Genomic DNA, 18,227 nt, shown 5'->3' with positions numbered 1-18,227 from the left:
TTGACTTACTTTCCCTTAAACCCTCGATATAAAGCAGTCCGTAATTCTTGTTTGTATTCTTCAATTTCTGGCATATCGAGTTCTTCTGCTAGCCTGATAGCTAATTCAATATCATACGGTACACGTACGAGTTGAATAGAAAAGCTCGCTGCTTCTTTTTCATTGTACGTTCCTTCAAATATTAAATAAGAAGCTTGTGTAATTTCAAGAGGATTGCCTACGCTACCAGCATTACATAACGTTTTCCCTCTGAAATTTTGAACGAACGCTTGGTGAACGTCACCATAGCAAACGACATCTGGTTTTCTTTCCCCTTCTATATTTTCCGTCAAATCACTATTTTCGAACATACTAACACGCTCTTCTCTTGAAGCGTGCGGTTGAATTCTTTCATATAAACTTCTTGGTGAAGCGTGGAACATACGAATCAGTTTGCCACTCATATAAAATTCGATTGAAAATGGTAAGCTTCTTAAATAGTCATTTTGTTCTTCCGATAGTTGTTTTTGATGCCATTTTAACGCCTCAAATCCAGTCGGTTTTGTAATAAAATCATCCCAGTTCCCCATTACAACTACTTCACATTCTTTACGAATGATTTCAATTACTTCGCTAGAATGAGGGCCTTTTCCGACTAAATCTCCAAGACAAATAATGCGTTCAATTCCTCTTACTTTAATGTCTTTCAGTACAGAATCTAATGCCGGAATATTACCATGAATATCTGAAATTACTGCTATTTTATCCATATGAATCCCTCCATTACTTATAGTTTATTATATCCTCATGATGTGATTGATACCATTTTGGAATATAGGATGAAAAATGATTATGATCTTCTAAAATTCCGTTCAATCTTTCCTCCATATCATCTACTAAATGGGGCGTGCTTCGGTTTGTCCATACGATATCCGCTGGGAATGTCATTGCTGCATATAAGGAGTACAGTTGCCAAAAATGAAGTGACGGTTCTCCCCCGCAATAACCATGAACTTGTCCAACTGCAAATGGTTTGCTTATTTTTGTAGTAAAAATCGCCACGTTATAAAAATCGTGTATAGGATCGCCAAAATCATATCCACCAAAATCGATAACGATAAATTCCTTATTATGAATCATAGTATTTGCTGGATGGAAGTCATCGTGTAAAAAGATGATTGGACGATTTTTCAATAATTGTCTATGCTCCTCTACAAATCTTAAAACTGGCTTCAAATCAAGGAAGTCTATTTTATAGTTTGCTAACGCTTCTACGTATCTTTCATACTTATTCCATCGAATCATTTCCCATTTATTACTTGCACTTTCTTTTTCAATTGAATGAATCCTCTTTAATACTTCCCCTGCTTTTCTTCCCGCATAATACTGTTCTTTCACCGATAGCTTCGTTAAACCTTCTTCACCATTTACACCTTGGATCCATTCAAATACTTGAACACATTTATTTAATTCCTCAAGTTTTATAAAATGAATTAATTTCGGCGTTGGAATATGTAATGACTCTAATTGTTTCATATACGTATATTCTTCTTGTTTACGTTCAAAATGGACAACATCACATACTTTCACAAAATATGTTTCTCTGCTTTCTAATTCTATTTTATATTTCTCTTCATGTGAAAAACCTTTTGAAATAGCTGTACATTTTACAATACGAGGCCATTCTAGCTTTCTCTCTATCTCTCTAAGTATTTCCTTCACAGCGTTCACCTCTATCAATATATGTACAAACTCCCTAACACTTCATGCTCTCGTTTATTTTCCCCTTTAAACTCGACTGCAAATGGATATTCACCATAATTCTTTAGATATTCTTGCACTAGACCTTCTCCAATCGGTTCACAAAACTGTACTTGAATGTCACCAAACGATACACTTTGACACTCCGTATTCCATTCTTCATTTTTCACGACTGGGCTTGCAGTTAGCTCCATGACTGCTTTCCATTTCCGCACTGTTTCTCGAACATTTTTCACTGCGTAATGAATCGTTTCAATTTGTTGTACTTTGTTTTTATGTTCAGTGATCGTCCCAATGTTACGTAAATCGTTTCTTCTTTCTTCGTCTGTTTCATTCCACTGTATAAAGAAAGGTAATTTGGGTCCGTACTCTTCTTGCTTTACAAATAACATTTTCCATTCTAAAAGGCGACCATCTTTTCTCATTCGCTTTCCTTCAAATGGTCCTATCGTATGTAAACCGTGCTTACTAAACTTAACTGCTAGCTCTTCAATAGTATCTGTTCGAATTGCGATTTGCAGCATCCCTTCTCCGGCTTGTAATTTCACTACTGTTTCTTGTACTAATGGATTGTCTGCTTTCTTCGCTTTTTCTTCATGCTGAACTGCCAAAAATTCTATATATGATAAATCAAAATAACATAAACTATTCCAAGTACCCCAAGTAATATGTTCTCCGCCTATTGCCGTATGAAATCCAAGCTCCTGCATTTGTTTTGCTGCTTTCTCCGGTGTACCATGTACTGCGTGTACGAGATGATCAAATCGTAACATGTCTTTCTCCCCTTTCTCTCCATCCTTTTATTGTATATTTTATTTTTCTTTCATTCAATTCAAAAAACTCTAAAGCCTAGTTGATTTATACGATTAATATGTATTATAATAAAACAAATTTAATTATTGCTGATTGGAAAAACCAAAGGCACTTTTCTCATACGGGAAAGGTGTCTTTTTCATTTATTATTACAGGGGGATTATTTATGCAGAAATTAATTGTCTTTGCTATTATTGGGTTTTTCGCTCAATTGATTGATGGAGCACTTGGAATGGCGTACGGGGTAACATCTACCTCACTATTATTAATGTTTGGTATCGCACCGGCTGTAGCTTCCGCATCTGTTCATTTAGCTGAAGTCGTTACAACTGCTGCTTCTGGTGCATCACACCTCAAATTTGGCAACGTTGATAAATATACAGTTTCTAGACTTACATTGCCAGGAGCAATTGGCGCATTTATTGGGGCATGTTTTTTAAGCAATTTACCTGGTGATGTAATTAAACCGTACATTTCCATATTTTTATTTACTTTAGGGGTTTATATTTTATTACGATTCATCATTCAAAAACAAATTGTTACTTCAAATAAACGTATGTCTGCTAAACAGCTTGTTCCGCTTGGCTTATTCGCTGGATTCGTTGATTCAACTGGTGGTGGTGGCTGGGGGCCGATTACGACACCTGTACTTTTAGCAAGAGGAAATGAAGCTAGAAAGGTTATCGGATCTGTAGATACGAGTGAGTTTCCTGTTTCACTCGCTGCAACAATTGGCTTTTTCATCTCACTTGGCTGGGAACAAGTAAGTTGGGTTTGGGTATTTTCTCTTATGCTTGGTGGTATCGTAGCGGCACCGATCGCTGCATGGCTAGTGCGCATCGTTCCTTCTCATTTACTTGGCGTATTAGTTGGTGGCCTTATAATCTTTACAAACATTCGTACACTACTTACTACATTTAAAGTGGATCCAACTATTATTTCACTTTCTTACGTGGCCGTTGGTCTTGTCGTTATTATTTCTATTTTCATTGCTATTCGCAATCATTCCAATCGTTCTAACACACCGACAACTGGATATCCGAATGATCAAAAACAAATGCTACCATAACGATAAAAAATACCGCCCGATATACTTCGAGCGGTATTTTTTATTTTTCTATTTTCCAATTAATCATCGTTTCTGTAGTGCCAGTTCTCTTCATATGTAATTTCTCTAATACACGAATCGAGCTTTCATTTTCAAGAAGTGTCTCCGCAATAATTGTTTCTACCTCTCCTGTTTGAAAAGCCCAATTTATTAATTCTCTTACAGCTTCTGTCGCATATCCTTTATTCCAATATTTCTCAATAAAACCGTAACCAATTTCTACTGTATGATCCTCATTTGGTTTCCCTTTAAATCCTATATCCCCTAGAACGATGTCATCTTCTTTGCGAATGACATACCACGCCCCCCAAGGTAATAAAGCCTTATTTTGTTTTACATTTTCTACATGCCCTACAATATGTGGACCACTATTATATCCTTGCTCGTTAGCGACGTGAATACTCTCTTCTGTACACGGTACTATATAAAGCCTTTCTGTTTCTAATTTCATATTGATTTCTCCTTTTTTGATTCAACGTTTCTCTAATTATATCAAAAAATATGACCTTATTATAAATGTCGAATTATATTTTCTGAATTTCCTTTTATTTTTGAAGGGTTTTTCAATATTTTTTGCGAAACATTTGTATAACAATTTCTTTCTTTATTTTTTGTTACATAACAGTAGGTTCGGGTGGAGTTTTGCAAGCGTTTCCTATACAATAACCGATATTTTTTGACTTTTCCTAACAAAATATCTTGCAATATATCCAGAAACTCATTACAATTGCCATATATTAAAAATCTTAGCAATATATAAATCCTCATCAATCCGATGAGGTAGAGGTTGCGACTTTTAAGAGTAAGACGGACGAGACACAGGGAATGTCACCGACTCCGTTTGAAAGGAAAAGTTGCCGAAGTTTATATTTCTTCTCTGGAAATATGAGCTGGGGCTGTCTCCGAAAGGAACAGAACTGTCACGTTTACAAAATTACCGTGTAAACGTGGGGTGCTATCTTAACGGAAGGGTATGATGGGGTGGTTATTTGTGAAACGTTCCGCCAAATTCCTTTGGCGGTTTTTTGTATTTTTCTCCCCCGCTCCTTCCTATCTTACAAGAAAAGGAGTGTTGAACATGAATAGCGCAACGAATCAAGCTACCTCTAAAACGCAAACTACAAAAGAAACAGGTGAATTAAGACGCGGTCTAAAATCTAGGCACCTTACAATGATTTCTCTCGGCGGTACAATTGGTACCGGATTATTTCTTGCCAGCGGTGGTGTCATCCATTCAGCTGGACCTGGTGGCGCATTAATTGCATACGCCGCAATTGGGATTATGGTTTACTTTTTAATGACAAGCTTAGCTGAACTCGCAGCTTACATGCCTGTTACCGGTTCTTTTAGCACGTACGCAACAAAATTTGTTGATCCATCACTTGGCTTTGCACTCGGATGGAACTATTGGTATAACTGGGCCATTACAATTGCTGCTGAACTAGCGGCTGTAACATTAATTATGAAATTTTGGTTCCCTGATACCCCTTCTCTTATTTGGAGCGGATTATGTTTAGCTATTATTTTCCTTTTAAACTACTTATCTGTTAAAGGGTTTGGTGAATCTGAATATTGGTTCGCACTTATTAAAGTCGTTACTATTATTATCTTTTTAATTGTCGGCTTCATGATGATTTTTGGAATTATGGGCGGTGAAACTGTTGGCTTCAAAAACTTCACTGTTGCAGATGCTCCATTTAACGGCGGCATCATGGCAATTATCGGTGTGTTTATGGCAGCTGGTTTCTCCTTCCAAGGTACTGAATTGTTAGGAGTTGCTGCTGGTGAAACATCTGATCCAGAGCGTAATATTCCGAAAGCAATTCGTTCTATCTTTTGGCGTATTCTTTTATTCTATATCCTTGCGATTCTCGTTATCGGTTTATTAATTCCTTATACGACTGAAAGCCTTGCTGCAAGCGATGTAACAGTAAGTCCATTTACACTTATTTTTGAAAAAGCGGGCGTTGCCTTTGCTGCTTCTGTTATGAACGCTGTTATTTTAACGGCAGTACTATCTGCTGGTAACTCTGGTATGTACGCATCAACTCGTATGCTTTGGGATTTAGCTCGCCAAGGAAAAGCACCAAAATTCTTAGGCAAATTAGATAGCCGCGGTGTACCTGTTAACGCATTAATCGTAACGTCAATTGTCGGTAGTATCGCTTTCATTGCTTCTTTATTCGGTGACGGTGTTGTATACATTTGGTTATTAAACGCATCTGGAATGTCTGGCTTTATCGCATGGGTCGGAATTGCAATTAGTCATTACCGTTTCCGTAAAGCATATATCGCACAAGGTAAAGATTTAAAAGACTTACCATATAGAGCAAAATGGTTCCCGTTCGGTCCAATCTTCGCATTTGCACTTTGTATCATCGTAATTTTAGGCCAAAACTACGGGGCATTTATGGGTGAATCAATCGACTGGAACGGCGTACTCGTTTCTTACATCGGTTTACCACTCTTCTTAGTACTATGGTTAGGATATAAATTTACGAAGAAAACGAAAGTGATTCCACTTGATAAATGTGAACTAAAATAAAGTGAAACGAGCAAACAAATGTGTTTGCTCGTTTTTTATTCCAATGCTTCTCCCTTCCCATGCCATCAAGTTAAGGAAACGAATTTCCTCAAAAATGAAAAAAACGTTATTCTTTCATTAAAATCACTGAATTACTTTTGATCTAGTACTAGGTCTAGCCAGGATTTCGCCTCATTGTACAAAATTGGATTGTTTTGCGGCGTGTAGTAGGCAAGGATTGCAACTGCCTGTGATACAACCCATCCGCGGGCCCTTGCCAATGTAGCATCGTCTGTACGAATAGCATCAAGGAACCCATCGCGCGCCTCTGGCGAGTGCAACTTCCACGCGACCATTACATCACACGCAGGGTCACCTATACCCATCATCCCCCAATCAATTACACCGCTAATACGCTTATCACGTACGAGCCAGTTACGTGCATCTAGATCGCCGTGATGCCAAACAGGTGGACCGTTCCACGGAGTCGCAGAAAGAGCCGACTCCCATACAGCAGACACCGCGGGATCGCCATTAAATCGTGCTAGCCAATATCGGAAGTCCTTGTCCCGTTGTGCCAAAGGAATTCCGCGTCCTAACGGCCCACCCGTTGGATCAACTTGTTGCAGTGCTAGGACAAACCCTGCGAGATCGCGTGCTGCCTGAATCTCGTCAATCGCCTCTATCGGCACCGTTTCACCCCTCAGCCACGAATGTATCTCCCAAAACCATGGGTAGTCGTTATTTGGGCGCCCCTGAGCGATAGGTACAGGGATTTCAAGCGGAACTAATGGCGCTAGTTTTGGTAGCCATAGGAACTCGTGTCCTCCTGGTGTGGTCGGTCCTTCCCTTCTCGCTAGCCGAATGGAATATTCGTCGCCAAGTCGGAAAACGGCATTTACCGTTCCAACTGGCTCTACCTTTCGAAGGGGCAACTCTGCCCAGCGGGGGAACTGATCGACAAGCAAACGACGTACAAGTCGCTCTTCAATTTCCAATTCGTCAGCATGCAGCTTCTCGGACATCGTATGATCTCTCCTTGGTAGCTCTGACATAAACTTTTATTAGGGGAAAATTATAATCATTATCCGTATACCAAAAGTCAAAAAGCCACACTTTTTCATTATAAAATGCAGTCACACCTTAAAAAATTAACTTCTCTTAATTTATTCAATTGTAACCCCACCCTATAAGGGGCATGTTACATTACTATCAACCTAAGATGAATTTATACCTATAATTTATAGGAAGCGTTATTCTTTTTGTAAAAAAATACAGTAAGGATGGCGTTTTGTATGATTCTATCGATTCAAGATGAATTTCATTTGTTCGCTGAAGAACTACAGCGATATCTATCTCCACATCTACTTCAACAACTTGCATAAAATTCACCTTATACAGGTTTATTTGGTATGCAGATTTTTAGATAACTGATACCAATTCTTTAGAAAACAAAAAAATCTAGTTAATCGGAATTTTACTTAATCTTAGCTTGATGGGCATGTTCTCCCTTCCCTATTTCTCCTGTTTTTGCAATAATAAAGGAAATATACATAAAGGTTGGGATACGATGAACATTCGCATTACTGATGAAGCAAAAGCAGCTATACATAGATTAGAACGTGAAGATAAAAAGATCATTCGCATTAGAGGGACAATGACAAACTCTTGTAGTATTTTCGTTGATGTTGATTTAATTTGGGATATATATAATGCAGATGACGTTGTATATGAAGATGCTAATTTTACCGTACAAATGGATTCATTTACGAAAGAATACACTGGTGATACGGTGAAACTTGATTATAAGACGACTGGTTTTAGTATTACGACTCCGAGCGAGACTTTGGTTTATGGGTTGTCGATTAAAGAATAAAAATTGTTTTTATCAGTAGCCAATCATATTAACGAGATTACGAAAGAAGATAACGAACTCGTTTTTCAATTGTTGCAGCAGTTACATGATAAACAACATCCTATTAACCCTTGGATTATAAAACATGGGTTAAGAATGGTGATTAAAAGTGATACTTTGCCAAAAGATTTTTCTTTTTAAGTATTTTAAAGAAAACCGCTTATGCTTCAAGAATGAAGTATAAGCGGTTTTCCTCTTTCAACCATTACCCTTGCCTTAAAATATTTCGAAACATTTCCGGCTTATTTCGTTCAAAGCTTTCTATAAGTTCTTTTCCAAATATCGTTATACTCTCTTCCCAAGGGTGGCCTAAATAGCCCCACTTAAATTCTTTCTGAATAAAGAAATAGTAATCTCCATTTGGAAATACAGGTATCATCCACTCATCAAATTCATTTCTTTCAAACTCTACATGTGGATTCACCCAATAACACTCATGTTGCCAATCCAGTGCCATGATATATTCATTCGATGCTGTAATTTCTTGAAAGGCTTGTAACGCTTTACTTTCCAGATCGTTTATCGACTCTCCAAAGTAATGAGAAATATCATATGTAACAAAAGGACTTGATACCATAAATGATGGAAATATAGAATCACTTGGTGAAAAGTCAAGCTCACTATATATCTTATCCCAAATTTGATCATTCTCTTTGTCCGTAAACTCTATCCAGTTTTCCATTAAACAACTACCTTTCCTACTAACTTCAAAGGAATTCCACTCGATTATCTAGAATATATAAATAACCATTCTCACAAGGAGCAAATGTATATGAATCTATTCAAACACGAAACGTAAAAATGTTCCACTTTAATAAGAGGTCCTCCTTTTTTCTTTTCTCATCATATCATTTACTTACAAAATAGGAGGATACAATTATGAAACGTGATCCATTATTTTTAACTTTATTAGAAAGTGCTAATACAAATTTTAGCGGTTGGGATTTTTCTTTCATTTCAGAAACGGGTCGGATGAAGAGCGCACCTTTATCGTGGTCGTATGGCAGCGCTGCTTTCCAGCTTATGCAGCATGCAATATCAATGCTCGATATGGGTGCTGGCGGCGGAGAGTTTTTATCTATGTTGCAACCGTTCCCTTCAACTATTTATGCTACTGAGGGCTTTGCTCCAAACGTGCCAATCGCTCGAAAGAAATTAGAACCTTTAGGGGTTACAGTTGTAAAGGTAACGGATGATACCGCTTTGCCATTTCAAGATGGTCAATTTAATTTAATCATAAATCAACATGAATCATATGCTGCCTCTGAGGTAAACAGAATCCTTTCTCCAAATGGGATTTTCCTTACCCAACAAGTTGGTGGTCTCGATTGTGCGGAACTTAATGAGCAGTTTAACGCGCCGCTAAATAACGAATTTGCAAATTGGTCGCTCGAAGTGGCATGTAGTGAGTTAAAGGAAAATGGATTTACTATTTTAGAAGCAAAAGAAGAATTCCCTTTTCAACGCTTTTACGACATTGGTGCGATCGTCTATTATTTAAAAGCGATTCCGTGGCAAATTCCTGATTTTACTGTCGAAGGTTACTATGAGGAATTATATCTTATACATGAAATCATCTTACAAAAAGGTTATTTTGATGTGAAGCAACATCGTTTTCTGATTAAAGCGATTCGCAGTTAATCACGGAGCATATGAAAATGAAAAAGAGATGGATCTACCATCTCTTTTTTTCAATCAATATTTTCTACATTTAAATACTTCGTTTCACAGTAATAGCCTTTACCACCAACATAAACTTTTTCTATTTTATTCTCGCTATCGGTTGCTAATTTAACTAATATTTCAGAAGGCGAGTGTAAAGAATAACCTTGTTCAAATACATAGACTTCTTTTTGCAAATAGTGCTGTTCATAAAGGTAGCAAGCTAATGCACCATTTGAAGTTCCAGTCGCTGCTTCTTCATTGATGTCATATAGCGGAGCAAAGTTTCTGCATATTATTCGATTGTCATTAAAAGTATATAGATGCATCCCGACAACATTATAATACTTGCTGATTTCTTTAATTTTTTCAAAATTAGGTTGCATTGTATGTAATTGTGTTTCACTTTTTATAGGAATTAAAATATCTTTTAAACCCGTAGAGACAATTTGAATTGGGTATGTATTGTCTATATTATTAATGTCAAAGCAGTCGATAAATTCATTTGGAGATATAACATCATAGAATATCGGTTCGTTTTGTTCCATGAATATGATGTCATCTTTTATGGTGATAGTCAGAACACCGCTGTTCGTTTCAATCGTATAGCGATTCTTGAAAAGTTTATTTACATGCATCAGTATCGCGAAAGAACCAATTGTCGCATGACCACATAAATCAACTTCTTCTTTTGGTGTAAAATACTCAATTTTATAATCAGCAATTTCAGATTCTGATATAAATGCGGTTTCCGCATAGCCCAGTTGTTTGGCTATTGCCATTTTTTGAGTAGTGGTCAATGGATTCTCCATAAATACCACTCCTGCTTTATTTCCACCTTTATGATCCTTGCTAAATGCACTTGCAACATAAACGGATATTTTCATAAGACACCTTCCTTCCTCACTTATAGTAAATTGTAGCATAGAACGTACTACATATATATATTGTTGGATAAATTCGCCGTGAAGCTAGAGACAAACTATTTTTTAGTATCTGAACTCTCCAAAAATAGTTTACCTACAGCCTGAGAGTTGGATTTACCATCTCTTTTTTCCCGTTTATTTAACAAAATTTGTGGCAACTTCTAGATCATTAAGTACGTTCGCTTCTCACAATCGTATCAGCTAATGTAATAAGTTACTTGCGCGTTATCTTTCCAGCTAACTTTTCTTTTATAATTTTTTCCATTTCTTTTGTAATGTTCATACCCTCTATTTCTAGACTCGCTTTAGCTGCCTCGAGAGCTTTATTTAGTTCTTCCTCGCTTTGAATGCCATAATTTAAGTTATCTCCTTCACATCATTTTATTTACTCTTTCAATACGAGAAAAGTAATATCATCCCATTTTTCATCTAATTTTAACGTAGTCTTTTCATTTCAAGATGGTCAATTTGATCTAATCTTAAATCTACATGAATCGTATGCTGCTTCTGAGGTAAACAGAATTCTTTCTCCTACTGGGATTTTTCTCTCACAACAAGTTGGCAGTCTTGATTGCGCTGAACTTAATGAGCAGTTTGGCTCACCGCTAAATATCGAATTTGCAAGTTGGTCACTCGAAACTGCATGTAGTGAGTTAGAGGAAAATAGATTTACTATTTTAGAAGCAAAAGAAGAGTTTCCTTTCCAACGTTTTTATGATATTGGCGCTATTGTCTATTATTTAAAAGCGATTCCGTGACAAATTCCTGATTTTACTGTCGAAAGGTATTATGAGGAGTTATATCGTATGCATGAGATTATCTTGCAAAAAGGATATTTTGATGTGAAGCAACATTGCTTTATCATTAAGGCGATTCGAGGCTAGTAATATAGAATACTAAATAAAAAAAAGAGTGCTTTTCTTCAAAGCACTCTTCCAAAGGAATTTACCACTCTTTACGCTCATCACAATCACAGTCACGATCATGGTTACGTCTACGACGACATTTATCACAATCGCAATCACGGTTACGTTTACAACGACATTCATCACAGTCTCTATGTCCGCATCTGCAAAACATTAAATCATCCCAAAATCTATTACAATTTCGAAAGCGTCTGAAATTATTATTACATCCCATAACTATAATCCCCTCCTCTTTTTAATAAGACTCATCTTATTCTATGTTTAAAAGTCAATAACAGCTTGTTTACTAGTCTATTTTTTCTACCCATCTTCCCTTAACAACAAATCAGACGCTAACCATGTAAAGGTTGCGCCTACAATCATCATTAATATTATTTTAATCAAAATAAAAACGGCACTTTAATTTCGCCCATTTCTTTTATACATTTGATAATAGCTTGAGTCATAACTTTCCCTTCACAATTAAATTCAACTGTATCACCCTTATCCAAAAAATTAGCTGATACTACATTCTTATTTCCTACTACTTTCACTTTCCTCCAAAATAAAAAGTATCCTCCCTGGATACTTTTTATTTACTAATTATATTGTAATTGAAATACGACATATGAATTTTCATTCTTCTTTTAACTACCTAATATTGTTAAATTTTTCTTCATTACATACTTTATTAAATAGTTAGAAGAACAAAAGCCCTTCTCCGTATACACAACGTGAATTGCAATTAAATGTGAAATCAAAAACAACTATTCATTCTACAACCATCGCCACCGGTTATGACAATCCATTTTCAGTTATAAGGAATTTTATGAGCAATGTTTTCCACCGCTACTCACAATACAAATATATCACATTGCTTCCAAGACAACTGGCACATTTACCGCGAAAAAGCGGTCACGACTCTGCCAATTATTATAAAATAGCAAGTTCTTTTATTTAAATTAACTTATTAAAACTAGCCCAAAAACGCAATCGCATTTTTCGTTTTTCTCGCAAATGCAATAGGATCTTCTACCGATTCCCAGTGAACATATATTAAATGTGGATTATCATCTAGCCAATGATTGTGAAATGCCGATACTTTAAAGCCAAATCTCAGAAGTTGTGAGATTAGTTGATCAGTTTGATCTTGAGTCGTTGCCGTTTCACCTAAACAAAGTGCAACTTCGGATGGATCGAGGGATTCGAACGAAAAAAGTTGATGTCCCACAAGAGGTGAATTTGCAGGTCTTCCAAAGATAGTCGCTCCAAAATTCACATTCCGCATAACAAAACATACAGGCCCTGTTTCAATTTCACCGTCACCACCTAGCGTAGCAGTAAATTCATCACATAATGCTTGAAATTCTGGAGATACTACAGGTGGTGGCAAATCTGGTGGTAATACTGGACCTAAGAAATCAATAGATTCTCTTGATTTTCTCGCAAATGCAATAGGATCATCTATCGATTCCCAGTGAATATAAAATAAACGGGGATTTTCATTTATCCAGTGATTGTGCAAACCCGATACGATAATACCGCGATCACGAAGATTAGAAAGGACTTGTTCAACCTGATTTTCAAAAGCTGCAGTTTCCCCTAAACAAAGTGCATTTCCTGATTCATCAAGAGATTCAAACGAAAAAAATTGATAATTCACCAAAGGCGAATTTGATTTTCTTCCTAATACTGTTTCATCAAATATTCTAGTTCGAGTTACAGTACATACAGGTCCTGGATCAATCGAGTGATCAGTACCACCTAGAATATCAAAAAATCGTTGACATAGATTTTCAAATACTGGATCTACTTGTTGGTTTTCTATTTCCATAGTATATTCCTCCTAAAATTTTATAGGATTATCTTCCTAAAATTGCAGAAGACAATATATTCTATGCTAGCAATCTAATAACCGCTTAGACAATTGTGAAAGATTAATAGAGAACCATAGCAAGTTATTCAATGTACAAACTATATTTTAAATTATGTTACACAATAAAGTTATATACATATAATAAGGGACACTTTAAACATGTCTTTTTCTCAGTTAAATAATGAGAGCAATCAACATAAAAATGCTGATTGCTCTATTAAAATAATCTCTATTAGATTATAAGAGTGATTATTTTTATACTTTTTCTATGGAGAAACAAGTTGTTTTTCATACCGCTTGTTCGTATCATCTTCCTCCAAACATGCAGTTGTGTAATTAATAATATTCCGGTGATCATATGTGAATATATGTTCTAACTTATTTTCTTCATTTAATATTATTGGTAAATAGCTTTGTAAATTACTAACTACACCTCTATTTTCACAATTTAATATCCAATCAATTTTTTTCCATTGTAATAATCCTTCCGCCGTACTTAATGGCGTGTCCATATGCACTCCATCTGGTAAATCAGCAATGAATACATACATTCCCTCACACTCCCAAGACTCGTCTTTATCTTTAAAAATAACATTTCCCTTATACGTTACACTTGGAAGCTCTATTCCTGTTTCCTCAAGCGTTTCTCGAATGATTCCTTCGTACGGCGTTTCATTCTCTTCTATTTTTCCTCCGACACCATTCCACATTCCCATATTCGGCTTTTTATTTCTATTCAATAAGAGTATTTCATTTCCTTTTTTAATGAAGCAAATTGTGTACTTATACATACGTTCCGTTTCCCTTTATCTACATAATTAAATTGCATTTTGATTAGAACTTGTTGAATTATTTTTTTATTATACAAACAATTGGTTTTTAATAAGGTATTTTGCTCATTTTTATTAAAAAACATTCTCCTTATAATTATATTTCACATATCATATTGTACAACTTTCGTTTCAGAAAGGAGTGTTCAAAATCGATAACATAAGTAGCGAGTTTTTAAAACAATATTACGATAGTCGAGTCTGGTTATATGATACACATTGGCTTGGGGTCCCCATTCTCAAACTTCCCACTGATCTTTTTTTGTATCAAGAAATTGTTTACGAATTAAAACCCGATTTAATTATTGAATGTGGTACTTGTTATGGTGGTAGTGCATTGTATTTAGCTTCTATATTAGATCTAATTGGAAAAGGTCACGTTCTTACTATCGATGTATTCCCTCAACCAAATCGTCCATCTCATGACCGAATTACGTATTTAACAGCTTCCTCTGTTTCTGTACAGGCCGTCCAAACAATATTAAATATACGCAAACCAGATGATGTGATTTTAGTTATTTTAGATTCAGATCATAGTAAAGAGCATGTCGCAAAAGAGCTTTTACTTTATAAATCTATCGTTACTGCTGGCAGTTATATTATTGTAGAGGATACATCTATTAATGGAAACCCTGTTTCTCCTGATTGGGGCCCTGGTCCAATGGAAGCGGTTGAAGAATTTTTAACTAAAAATAACAATTTCATAATCGATGAATCTAAGCATAAATTTTTCATTTCATTTAATCCAAAAGGTTTTTTAAAGAAGATAAAGTGAAACTTTAATAAGTGGGAGGGTTCATCCCCACTTATTATTAGTTGAACCAATCGGGCTTTTACGGGCAGTTGATCTCCCACCTAACTCCTTTGTACAGCTGAACTTTGAGGTGGGGGGCTTACTGCCCGTTAATGCGGGGTAAAGTGAAACTTTAATAAGTGGGGTTTTGTATAACCCCACTTATTCTATGATCTTCATTTTTGAAAACGGATAATATACAAATTCCACTTTGCCTATTATGTTATCTTCTTCAATATATCCTAAGCCATTTCGACTATCTCTACTAAGTTCACGATTATCTCCCATTACAAATAACTTATTTGGCGGGATTTTTGTCTTTTGAAAATTATAAAACACTTGCGTATTATTGAATAAATCTTTATTTGTATACGGTTCTTCTTGCTTTTTGTCATTCACATATACTGACCCATTCGTTATGTTAATTACGTCACCAGGAAGTCCTATTACTCGTTTTACATAATATTTCGACTCATCCTCTTCCTTTATAATGACAATTTCTCCGTGCTCTAAATTAGAAAAATGCACTGCTGCTTTATTTACAAATACGTAGTCTTCTTCATACAAAGTCGGTTGCATCGATTTCCCTTCCACTTTACATAAAGTAAAAGAATGATAGGCTATTACCAAAACAAACACGAAGAGTATGTATTTCCCCCAGCCTCTTTTAATCTCCTCTTTCATATCCATTCCCACCTTATTTAAACACTTTTTCACTCAAAAAATATATCACTGCACAATACGTTTCTGTGCAGTGATATATTTTTACTGGGCTTTGTTCGGCTGTTCTACTGGGACTGGATTTCCACCCGCTCTTTTCGCTTTCAATTCAAAATACGCATCCAAAATCTCTTTACCAATCGCAGAATTAATTCCTGATTTGTCATCATTTACCCAAGGTACAACAACTGAAAAAGCTACTTCCGGATCAGCATCATATGGTGCATAACCGGCAAGAGTTAAATTATAACATTTTTTTCGGTTATTGTTTTCATCTCTTCCAATATCACTTTCTCCGCCATATACGGTTTCAGCTGTTCCTGTTTTTCCAGCTGGTTTATACGGCAATCCTTTAAACGTTGCCGTACCTGTTCCGTCAGTTTCTTGAAAAACTCTTCTAAATCCTTCTTTTACATGATTAATATATGAAGTGTCCATATCCACTCGATTTAAAATAACTGGTTCAATAGAGCGTATAACTTTTCCTACATCCTCTGGTCTAAGTGGTTGCTCTCTCACTTCTTGTACAATTTGTGGTTTCATTCGGTAACCGCCGTTTGCAATTGTTGACATATATTGAGCAAGTTGAAGCGGCGTATATGTATCGTACTGTCCAATCGCATAATCAAGTAAAAAACCAGGTATGTTATCTGTTCTACCCATTTGACCAATCGATTCATTCGGCAAGTCAATTCCAGTCGGTACACCTAAGCCAAACTGTCTAAAGTAGTAGCGCATTTTATTAAATGTCTCTTTCTTGATATCTAGCGGATTATTTGGTACATAATTTATACCTGCCATTTTTAATGCTGTATTAAACATATAAACGTTTGATGAAACTTGTAAAGCTCTTAAATCATCAATATCACCAAATTCTTTCCACGATTTCTTTGGCTTACTACTTCCTTTAAAATACATTGGGGCATCAAAGAAATGCGTATACGGCTTAATTGTTTCAGTTTGATATCCGGCTAATAACGTAGCCCCTTTCACAGTTGAGCCTAACTCATAAGAACTTGTCATCGTTCCTAAAGCGAAGTCTTCTATTTGCATGCCGCCATCTTTATTTACAATTTTCTTTCCTGCCATTGATAAAATTTGCCCGTTTTTCGGGTTCATCATTACAACGAATGCACGATCCATCATCGGCTCCGCAGAATGAAATGCTCGTAAATTCTTTTCAAGAGTTTGCTCTACTTTTTTCTGTAACTCCATATCCACTGTTAACATTAAATTATTTCCACTTTTTCCTTCAGTCACTTTTTCTGTCCGAATAATATTTCCTGCTTTATCCGTAATATTTTTAGACTGTTCTTTCGTTCCATGTAATGCATCTTCGTACTGTTTCTCGATATAGCTCTTACCAATACGGTCATTTCGGTTATAATCACGCACTAAATAATAATCTAACTGTTCTCTTGGCAAGCCCTCATTTTCAGTAGAAACGCTACCAAGGATAGAACGAAGTATTTTATCATTTGGGTATTCACGTTCCCAGTCCACTGTCGTATCCACTCCTGGTAAACTTGCCAATCTTTCACTTACGACTGCGTATTCATTTTGACTTACATCTTTTTTAACGATTTGCGGCGTCATTTTATATCCCGCATTCATTTTACTTTTAATTGCTAGTACTTCTAAATCCTCTTTTGAAAGTTCGCTTAATTCTTCTTGCGTAATTCTTTCCCTGCGTAACTCTTCTACTTTTTTATCTAATTCTTTTCCTTCTATTTCTTGCTCCCTAAATTTACTCTCATCTTCTTTTGTCACTTTTGCAGCTGCTCGCTTTTCATTTAACTGCATCCAAAAATCTTTTTTATCTGTTTCTGTCAACTTATCTATATCTTCTTGTGACATTTCTATTAACTGAGCTAACTGTCTTGCTACTTGTAAAACTTCTTTCGAATCTACTCCTTTCATTTTCGTATATGTAACGGTTCGTAGCGGTTTGTTATTTACAATCACTTGACCTTGCCGATCAAACATTTTCCCTCTAGGAACAGGAGTGCTTACCGTTACATCTTCCTTTTTGTTCACTTCATTTCTATATGTTTCTCCATCAATAATTTGTACTTTACCTAATTGAATTATAATAGCTGAAAATAAAAGAAAGACGATAAAAAATAGTACATTTAACCGAAAAGGAATATGGGTCTTTTTCTTTTTCGATTGTTTCTTCTGCTCCTTTTTCTGTCTCATTTCGCTCCCTCGCTTCATTCTATTAACATTTCTACATAGAACTATTATGTATCAAATTTATTTATATGATATATATAGAATTTTATATTAATTACTAAAGAAATAAAAGATTTAATTTTCAGTTTTTTAATTTTATATCCTATTTATTACCATTCCCCTTAATTCGTCATAACATGAATTTTCTTCAAACAAAAAACTGGGGTGTTCTCTATACAC

General features: G+C 35.8%; 18 protein-coding genes, 2 pseudogenes and 1 riboswitch. Of the genes and pseudogenes, 7 read left to right on the top strand and 13 right to left on the bottom strand.

Annotation, left to right across the window (positions count from 1 at the left end; translation table 11 throughout):
- Positions 1 to 5: 5 nt before the first annotated feature.
- The 3 genes from Q9B79_RS03655 to Q9B79_RS03645 are packed head-to-tail and all read right to left on the bottom strand — an operon-like array spanning position 6 to position 2,513.
- On the bottom strand, positions 6 to 749 hold the full coding sequence (locus Q9B79_RS03655; protein WP_306182654.1) for a metallophosphoesterase family protein: 744 nt from the start codon (positions 747 to 749) through the stop codon (positions 6 to 8).
- 13 nt (positions 750 to 762) lie between these two features.
- Positions 763 to 1,701, bottom strand: coding sequence for an aminoglycoside phosphotransferase family protein (locus tag Q9B79_RS03650; protein ID WP_306182653.1), 939 nt, complete (start codon positions 1,699 to 1,701; stop codon positions 763 to 765).
- Between the two features lie 14 nt (positions 1,702 to 1,715).
- Complete coding sequence (locus Q9B79_RS03645; protein ID WP_306182652.1) at positions 1,716 to 2,513, bottom strand: VOC family protein; 798 nt, start codon at positions 2,511 to 2,513, stop codon at positions 1,716 to 1,718.
- Positions 2,514 to 2,611: 98 nt separating this feature from the next.
- Between Q9B79_RS03645 and Q9B79_RS03640 the strand changes: the two genes are divergently transcribed.
- On the top strand, positions 2,612 to 3,622 hold the full coding sequence (locus tag Q9B79_RS03640; protein WP_306182651.1) for a sulfite exporter TauE/SafE family protein: 1,011 nt from the start codon (positions 2,612 to 2,614) through the stop codon (positions 3,620 to 3,622).
- A gap of 40 nt (positions 3,623 to 3,662) precedes the next feature.
- Here the strand turns inward: Q9B79_RS03640 and Q9B79_RS03635 are convergent, their stop codons facing one another.
- Positions 3,663 to 4,112 carry a GNAT family N-acetyltransferase gene (locus Q9B79_RS03635; RefSeq protein ID WP_306182650.1) on the bottom strand — a complete coding sequence of 150 codons (450 nt, stop codon included), beginning with the start codon at positions 4,110 to 4,112 and terminating at the stop codon, positions 3,663 to 3,665.
- Positions 4,113 to 4,434: 322 nt separating this feature from the next.
- A riboswitch (Lysine riboswitch) is annotated at positions 4,435 to 4,627 on the top strand.
- 112 nt (positions 4,628 to 4,739) lie between these two features.
- Between Q9B79_RS03635 and Q9B79_RS03630 the strand changes: the two genes are divergently transcribed.
- Positions 4,740 to 6,206, top strand: coding sequence for an amino acid permease (locus tag Q9B79_RS03630; RefSeq protein ID WP_306182649.1), 1,467 nt, complete (start codon positions 4,740 to 4,742; stop codon positions 6,204 to 6,206).
- A 131-nt stretch (positions 6,207 to 6,337) separates the two neighbouring features.
- Here Q9B79_RS03630 and Q9B79_RS03625 read toward each other — a convergent pair whose 3' ends face one another.
- Positions 6,338 to 7,210, bottom strand: a complete 873-nt coding sequence (locus Q9B79_RS03625; protein WP_306182648.1) for an aminoglycoside phosphotransferase family protein — start codon at positions 7,208 to 7,210, stop codon at positions 6,338 to 6,340.
- A gap of 545 nt (positions 7,211 to 7,755) precedes the next feature.
- On the opposite strand from Q9B79_RS03625, the gene Q9B79_RS03620 reads away from it, so the two are divergent.
- Complete coding sequence (locus Q9B79_RS03620; RefSeq protein ID WP_306182647.1) at positions 7,756 to 8,061, top strand: iron-sulfur cluster biosynthesis family protein; 306 nt, start codon at positions 7,756 to 7,758, stop codon at positions 8,059 to 8,061.
- Between the two features lie 12 nt (positions 8,062 to 8,073).
- A pseudogene (locus tag Q9B79_RS03615) lies at positions 8,074 to 8,241 on the top strand (DNA alkylation repair protein); the annotation flags it as partial.
- A 64-nt stretch (positions 8,242 to 8,305) separates the two neighbouring features.
- On the opposite strand, the gene Q9B79_RS03610 reads toward Q9B79_RS03615, so the two are convergent.
- Positions 8,306 to 8,782 (bottom strand): DUF2716 domain-containing protein, encoded by a 477-nt coding sequence (locus Q9B79_RS03610; RefSeq protein WP_306182646.1) that lies wholly within the window; start codon positions 8,780 to 8,782, stop codon positions 8,306 to 8,308.
- Positions 8,783 to 8,979: 197 nt separating this feature from the next.
- On the opposite strand from Q9B79_RS03610, the gene Q9B79_RS03605 reads away from it, so the two are divergent.
- A complete protein-coding gene (locus Q9B79_RS03605) occupies positions 8,980 to 9,741 on the top strand; it encodes a class I SAM-dependent methyltransferase (RefSeq protein WP_306182645.1) in 762 nt (253 codons plus the stop codon).
- Between the two features lie 50 nt (positions 9,742 to 9,791).
- Here the strand turns inward: Q9B79_RS03605 and Q9B79_RS03600 are convergent, their stop codons facing one another.
- Positions 9,792 to 10,649 carry a PhzF family phenazine biosynthesis protein gene (locus Q9B79_RS03600; protein WP_306182644.1) on the bottom strand — a complete coding sequence of 286 codons (858 nt, stop codon included), beginning with the start codon at positions 10,647 to 10,649 and terminating at the stop codon, positions 9,792 to 9,794.
- A gap of 491 nt (positions 10,650 to 11,140) precedes the next feature.
- On the opposite strand from Q9B79_RS03600, the pseudogene Q9B79_RS03595 reads away from it, so the two are divergent.
- Positions 11,141 to 11,572: pseudogene (locus Q9B79_RS03595) on the top strand (SAM-dependent methyltransferase); the annotation flags it as partial.
- Positions 11,573 to 11,633: 61 nt separating this feature from the next.
- Here Q9B79_RS03595 and Q9B79_RS03590 read toward each other — a convergent pair.
- The 4 genes from Q9B79_RS03590 to Q9B79_RS03575 all read right to left on the bottom strand — a co-directional run bounded on the left by Q9B79_RS03590 (position 11,634) and on the right by Q9B79_RS03575 (position 14,260).
- On the bottom strand, positions 11,634 to 11,828 hold the full coding sequence (locus Q9B79_RS03590; RefSeq protein ID WP_088116020.1) for a hypothetical protein: 195 nt from the start codon (positions 11,826 to 11,828) through the stop codon (positions 11,634 to 11,636).
- Positions 11,829 to 11,994: 166 nt separating this feature from the next.
- Positions 11,995 to 12,147, bottom strand: coding sequence for a hypothetical protein (locus Q9B79_RS03585; RefSeq protein WP_306182643.1), 153 nt, complete (start codon positions 12,145 to 12,147; stop codon positions 11,995 to 11,997).
- 422 nt (positions 12,148 to 12,569) lie between these two features.
- Positions 12,570 to 13,427: a DUF1259 domain-containing protein gene (locus Q9B79_RS03580; protein WP_270707219.1), complete on the bottom strand. Its 858-nt coding sequence runs from the start codon at positions 13,425 to 13,427 to the stop codon at positions 12,570 to 12,572.
- Positions 13,428 to 13,735: 308 nt separating this feature from the next.
- Positions 13,736 to 14,260, bottom strand: a complete 525-nt coding sequence (locus Q9B79_RS03575) for an NUDIX hydrolase (protein WP_306182642.1) — start codon at positions 14,258 to 14,260, stop codon at positions 13,736 to 13,738.
- A 181-nt stretch (positions 14,261 to 14,441) separates the two neighbouring features.
- Between Q9B79_RS03575 and Q9B79_RS03570 the strand changes: the two genes are divergently transcribed.
- The gene (locus Q9B79_RS03570) at positions 14,442 to 15,074 is read left to right on the top strand and encodes a cephalosporin hydroxylase family protein (protein ID WP_306182641.1); all 633 of its coding nucleotides are present in this window, start codon (positions 14,442 to 14,444) and stop codon (positions 15,072 to 15,074) included.
- 180 nt (positions 15,075 to 15,254) lie between these two features.
- Here Q9B79_RS03570 and lepB read toward each other — a convergent pair whose 3' ends face one another.
- Positions 15,255 to 15,776: a signal peptidase I gene (gene lepB / locus Q9B79_RS03565; RefSeq protein WP_306182640.1), complete on the bottom strand. Its 522-nt coding sequence runs from the start codon at positions 15,774 to 15,776 to the stop codon at positions 15,255 to 15,257.
- A gap of 81 nt (positions 15,777 to 15,857) precedes the next feature.
- Complete coding sequence (locus Q9B79_RS03560; RefSeq protein ID WP_306182639.1) at positions 15,858 to 18,011, bottom strand: peptidoglycan D,D-transpeptidase FtsI family protein; 2,154 nt, start codon at positions 18,009 to 18,011, stop codon at positions 15,858 to 15,860.
- Positions 18,012 to 18,227: the final 216 nt, after the last annotated feature.

Origin of the sequence: Bacillus sp. MHSD_36, assembly GCF_030757775.1 — a bacterium.
GTDB lineage: Bacteria > Bacillota > Bacilli > Bacillales > Bacillaceae_G > Bacillus_A.
Note: the sequence above shows the minus strand (reverse complement) of the source record. Positions and strands in the feature narration are given on the sequence as shown.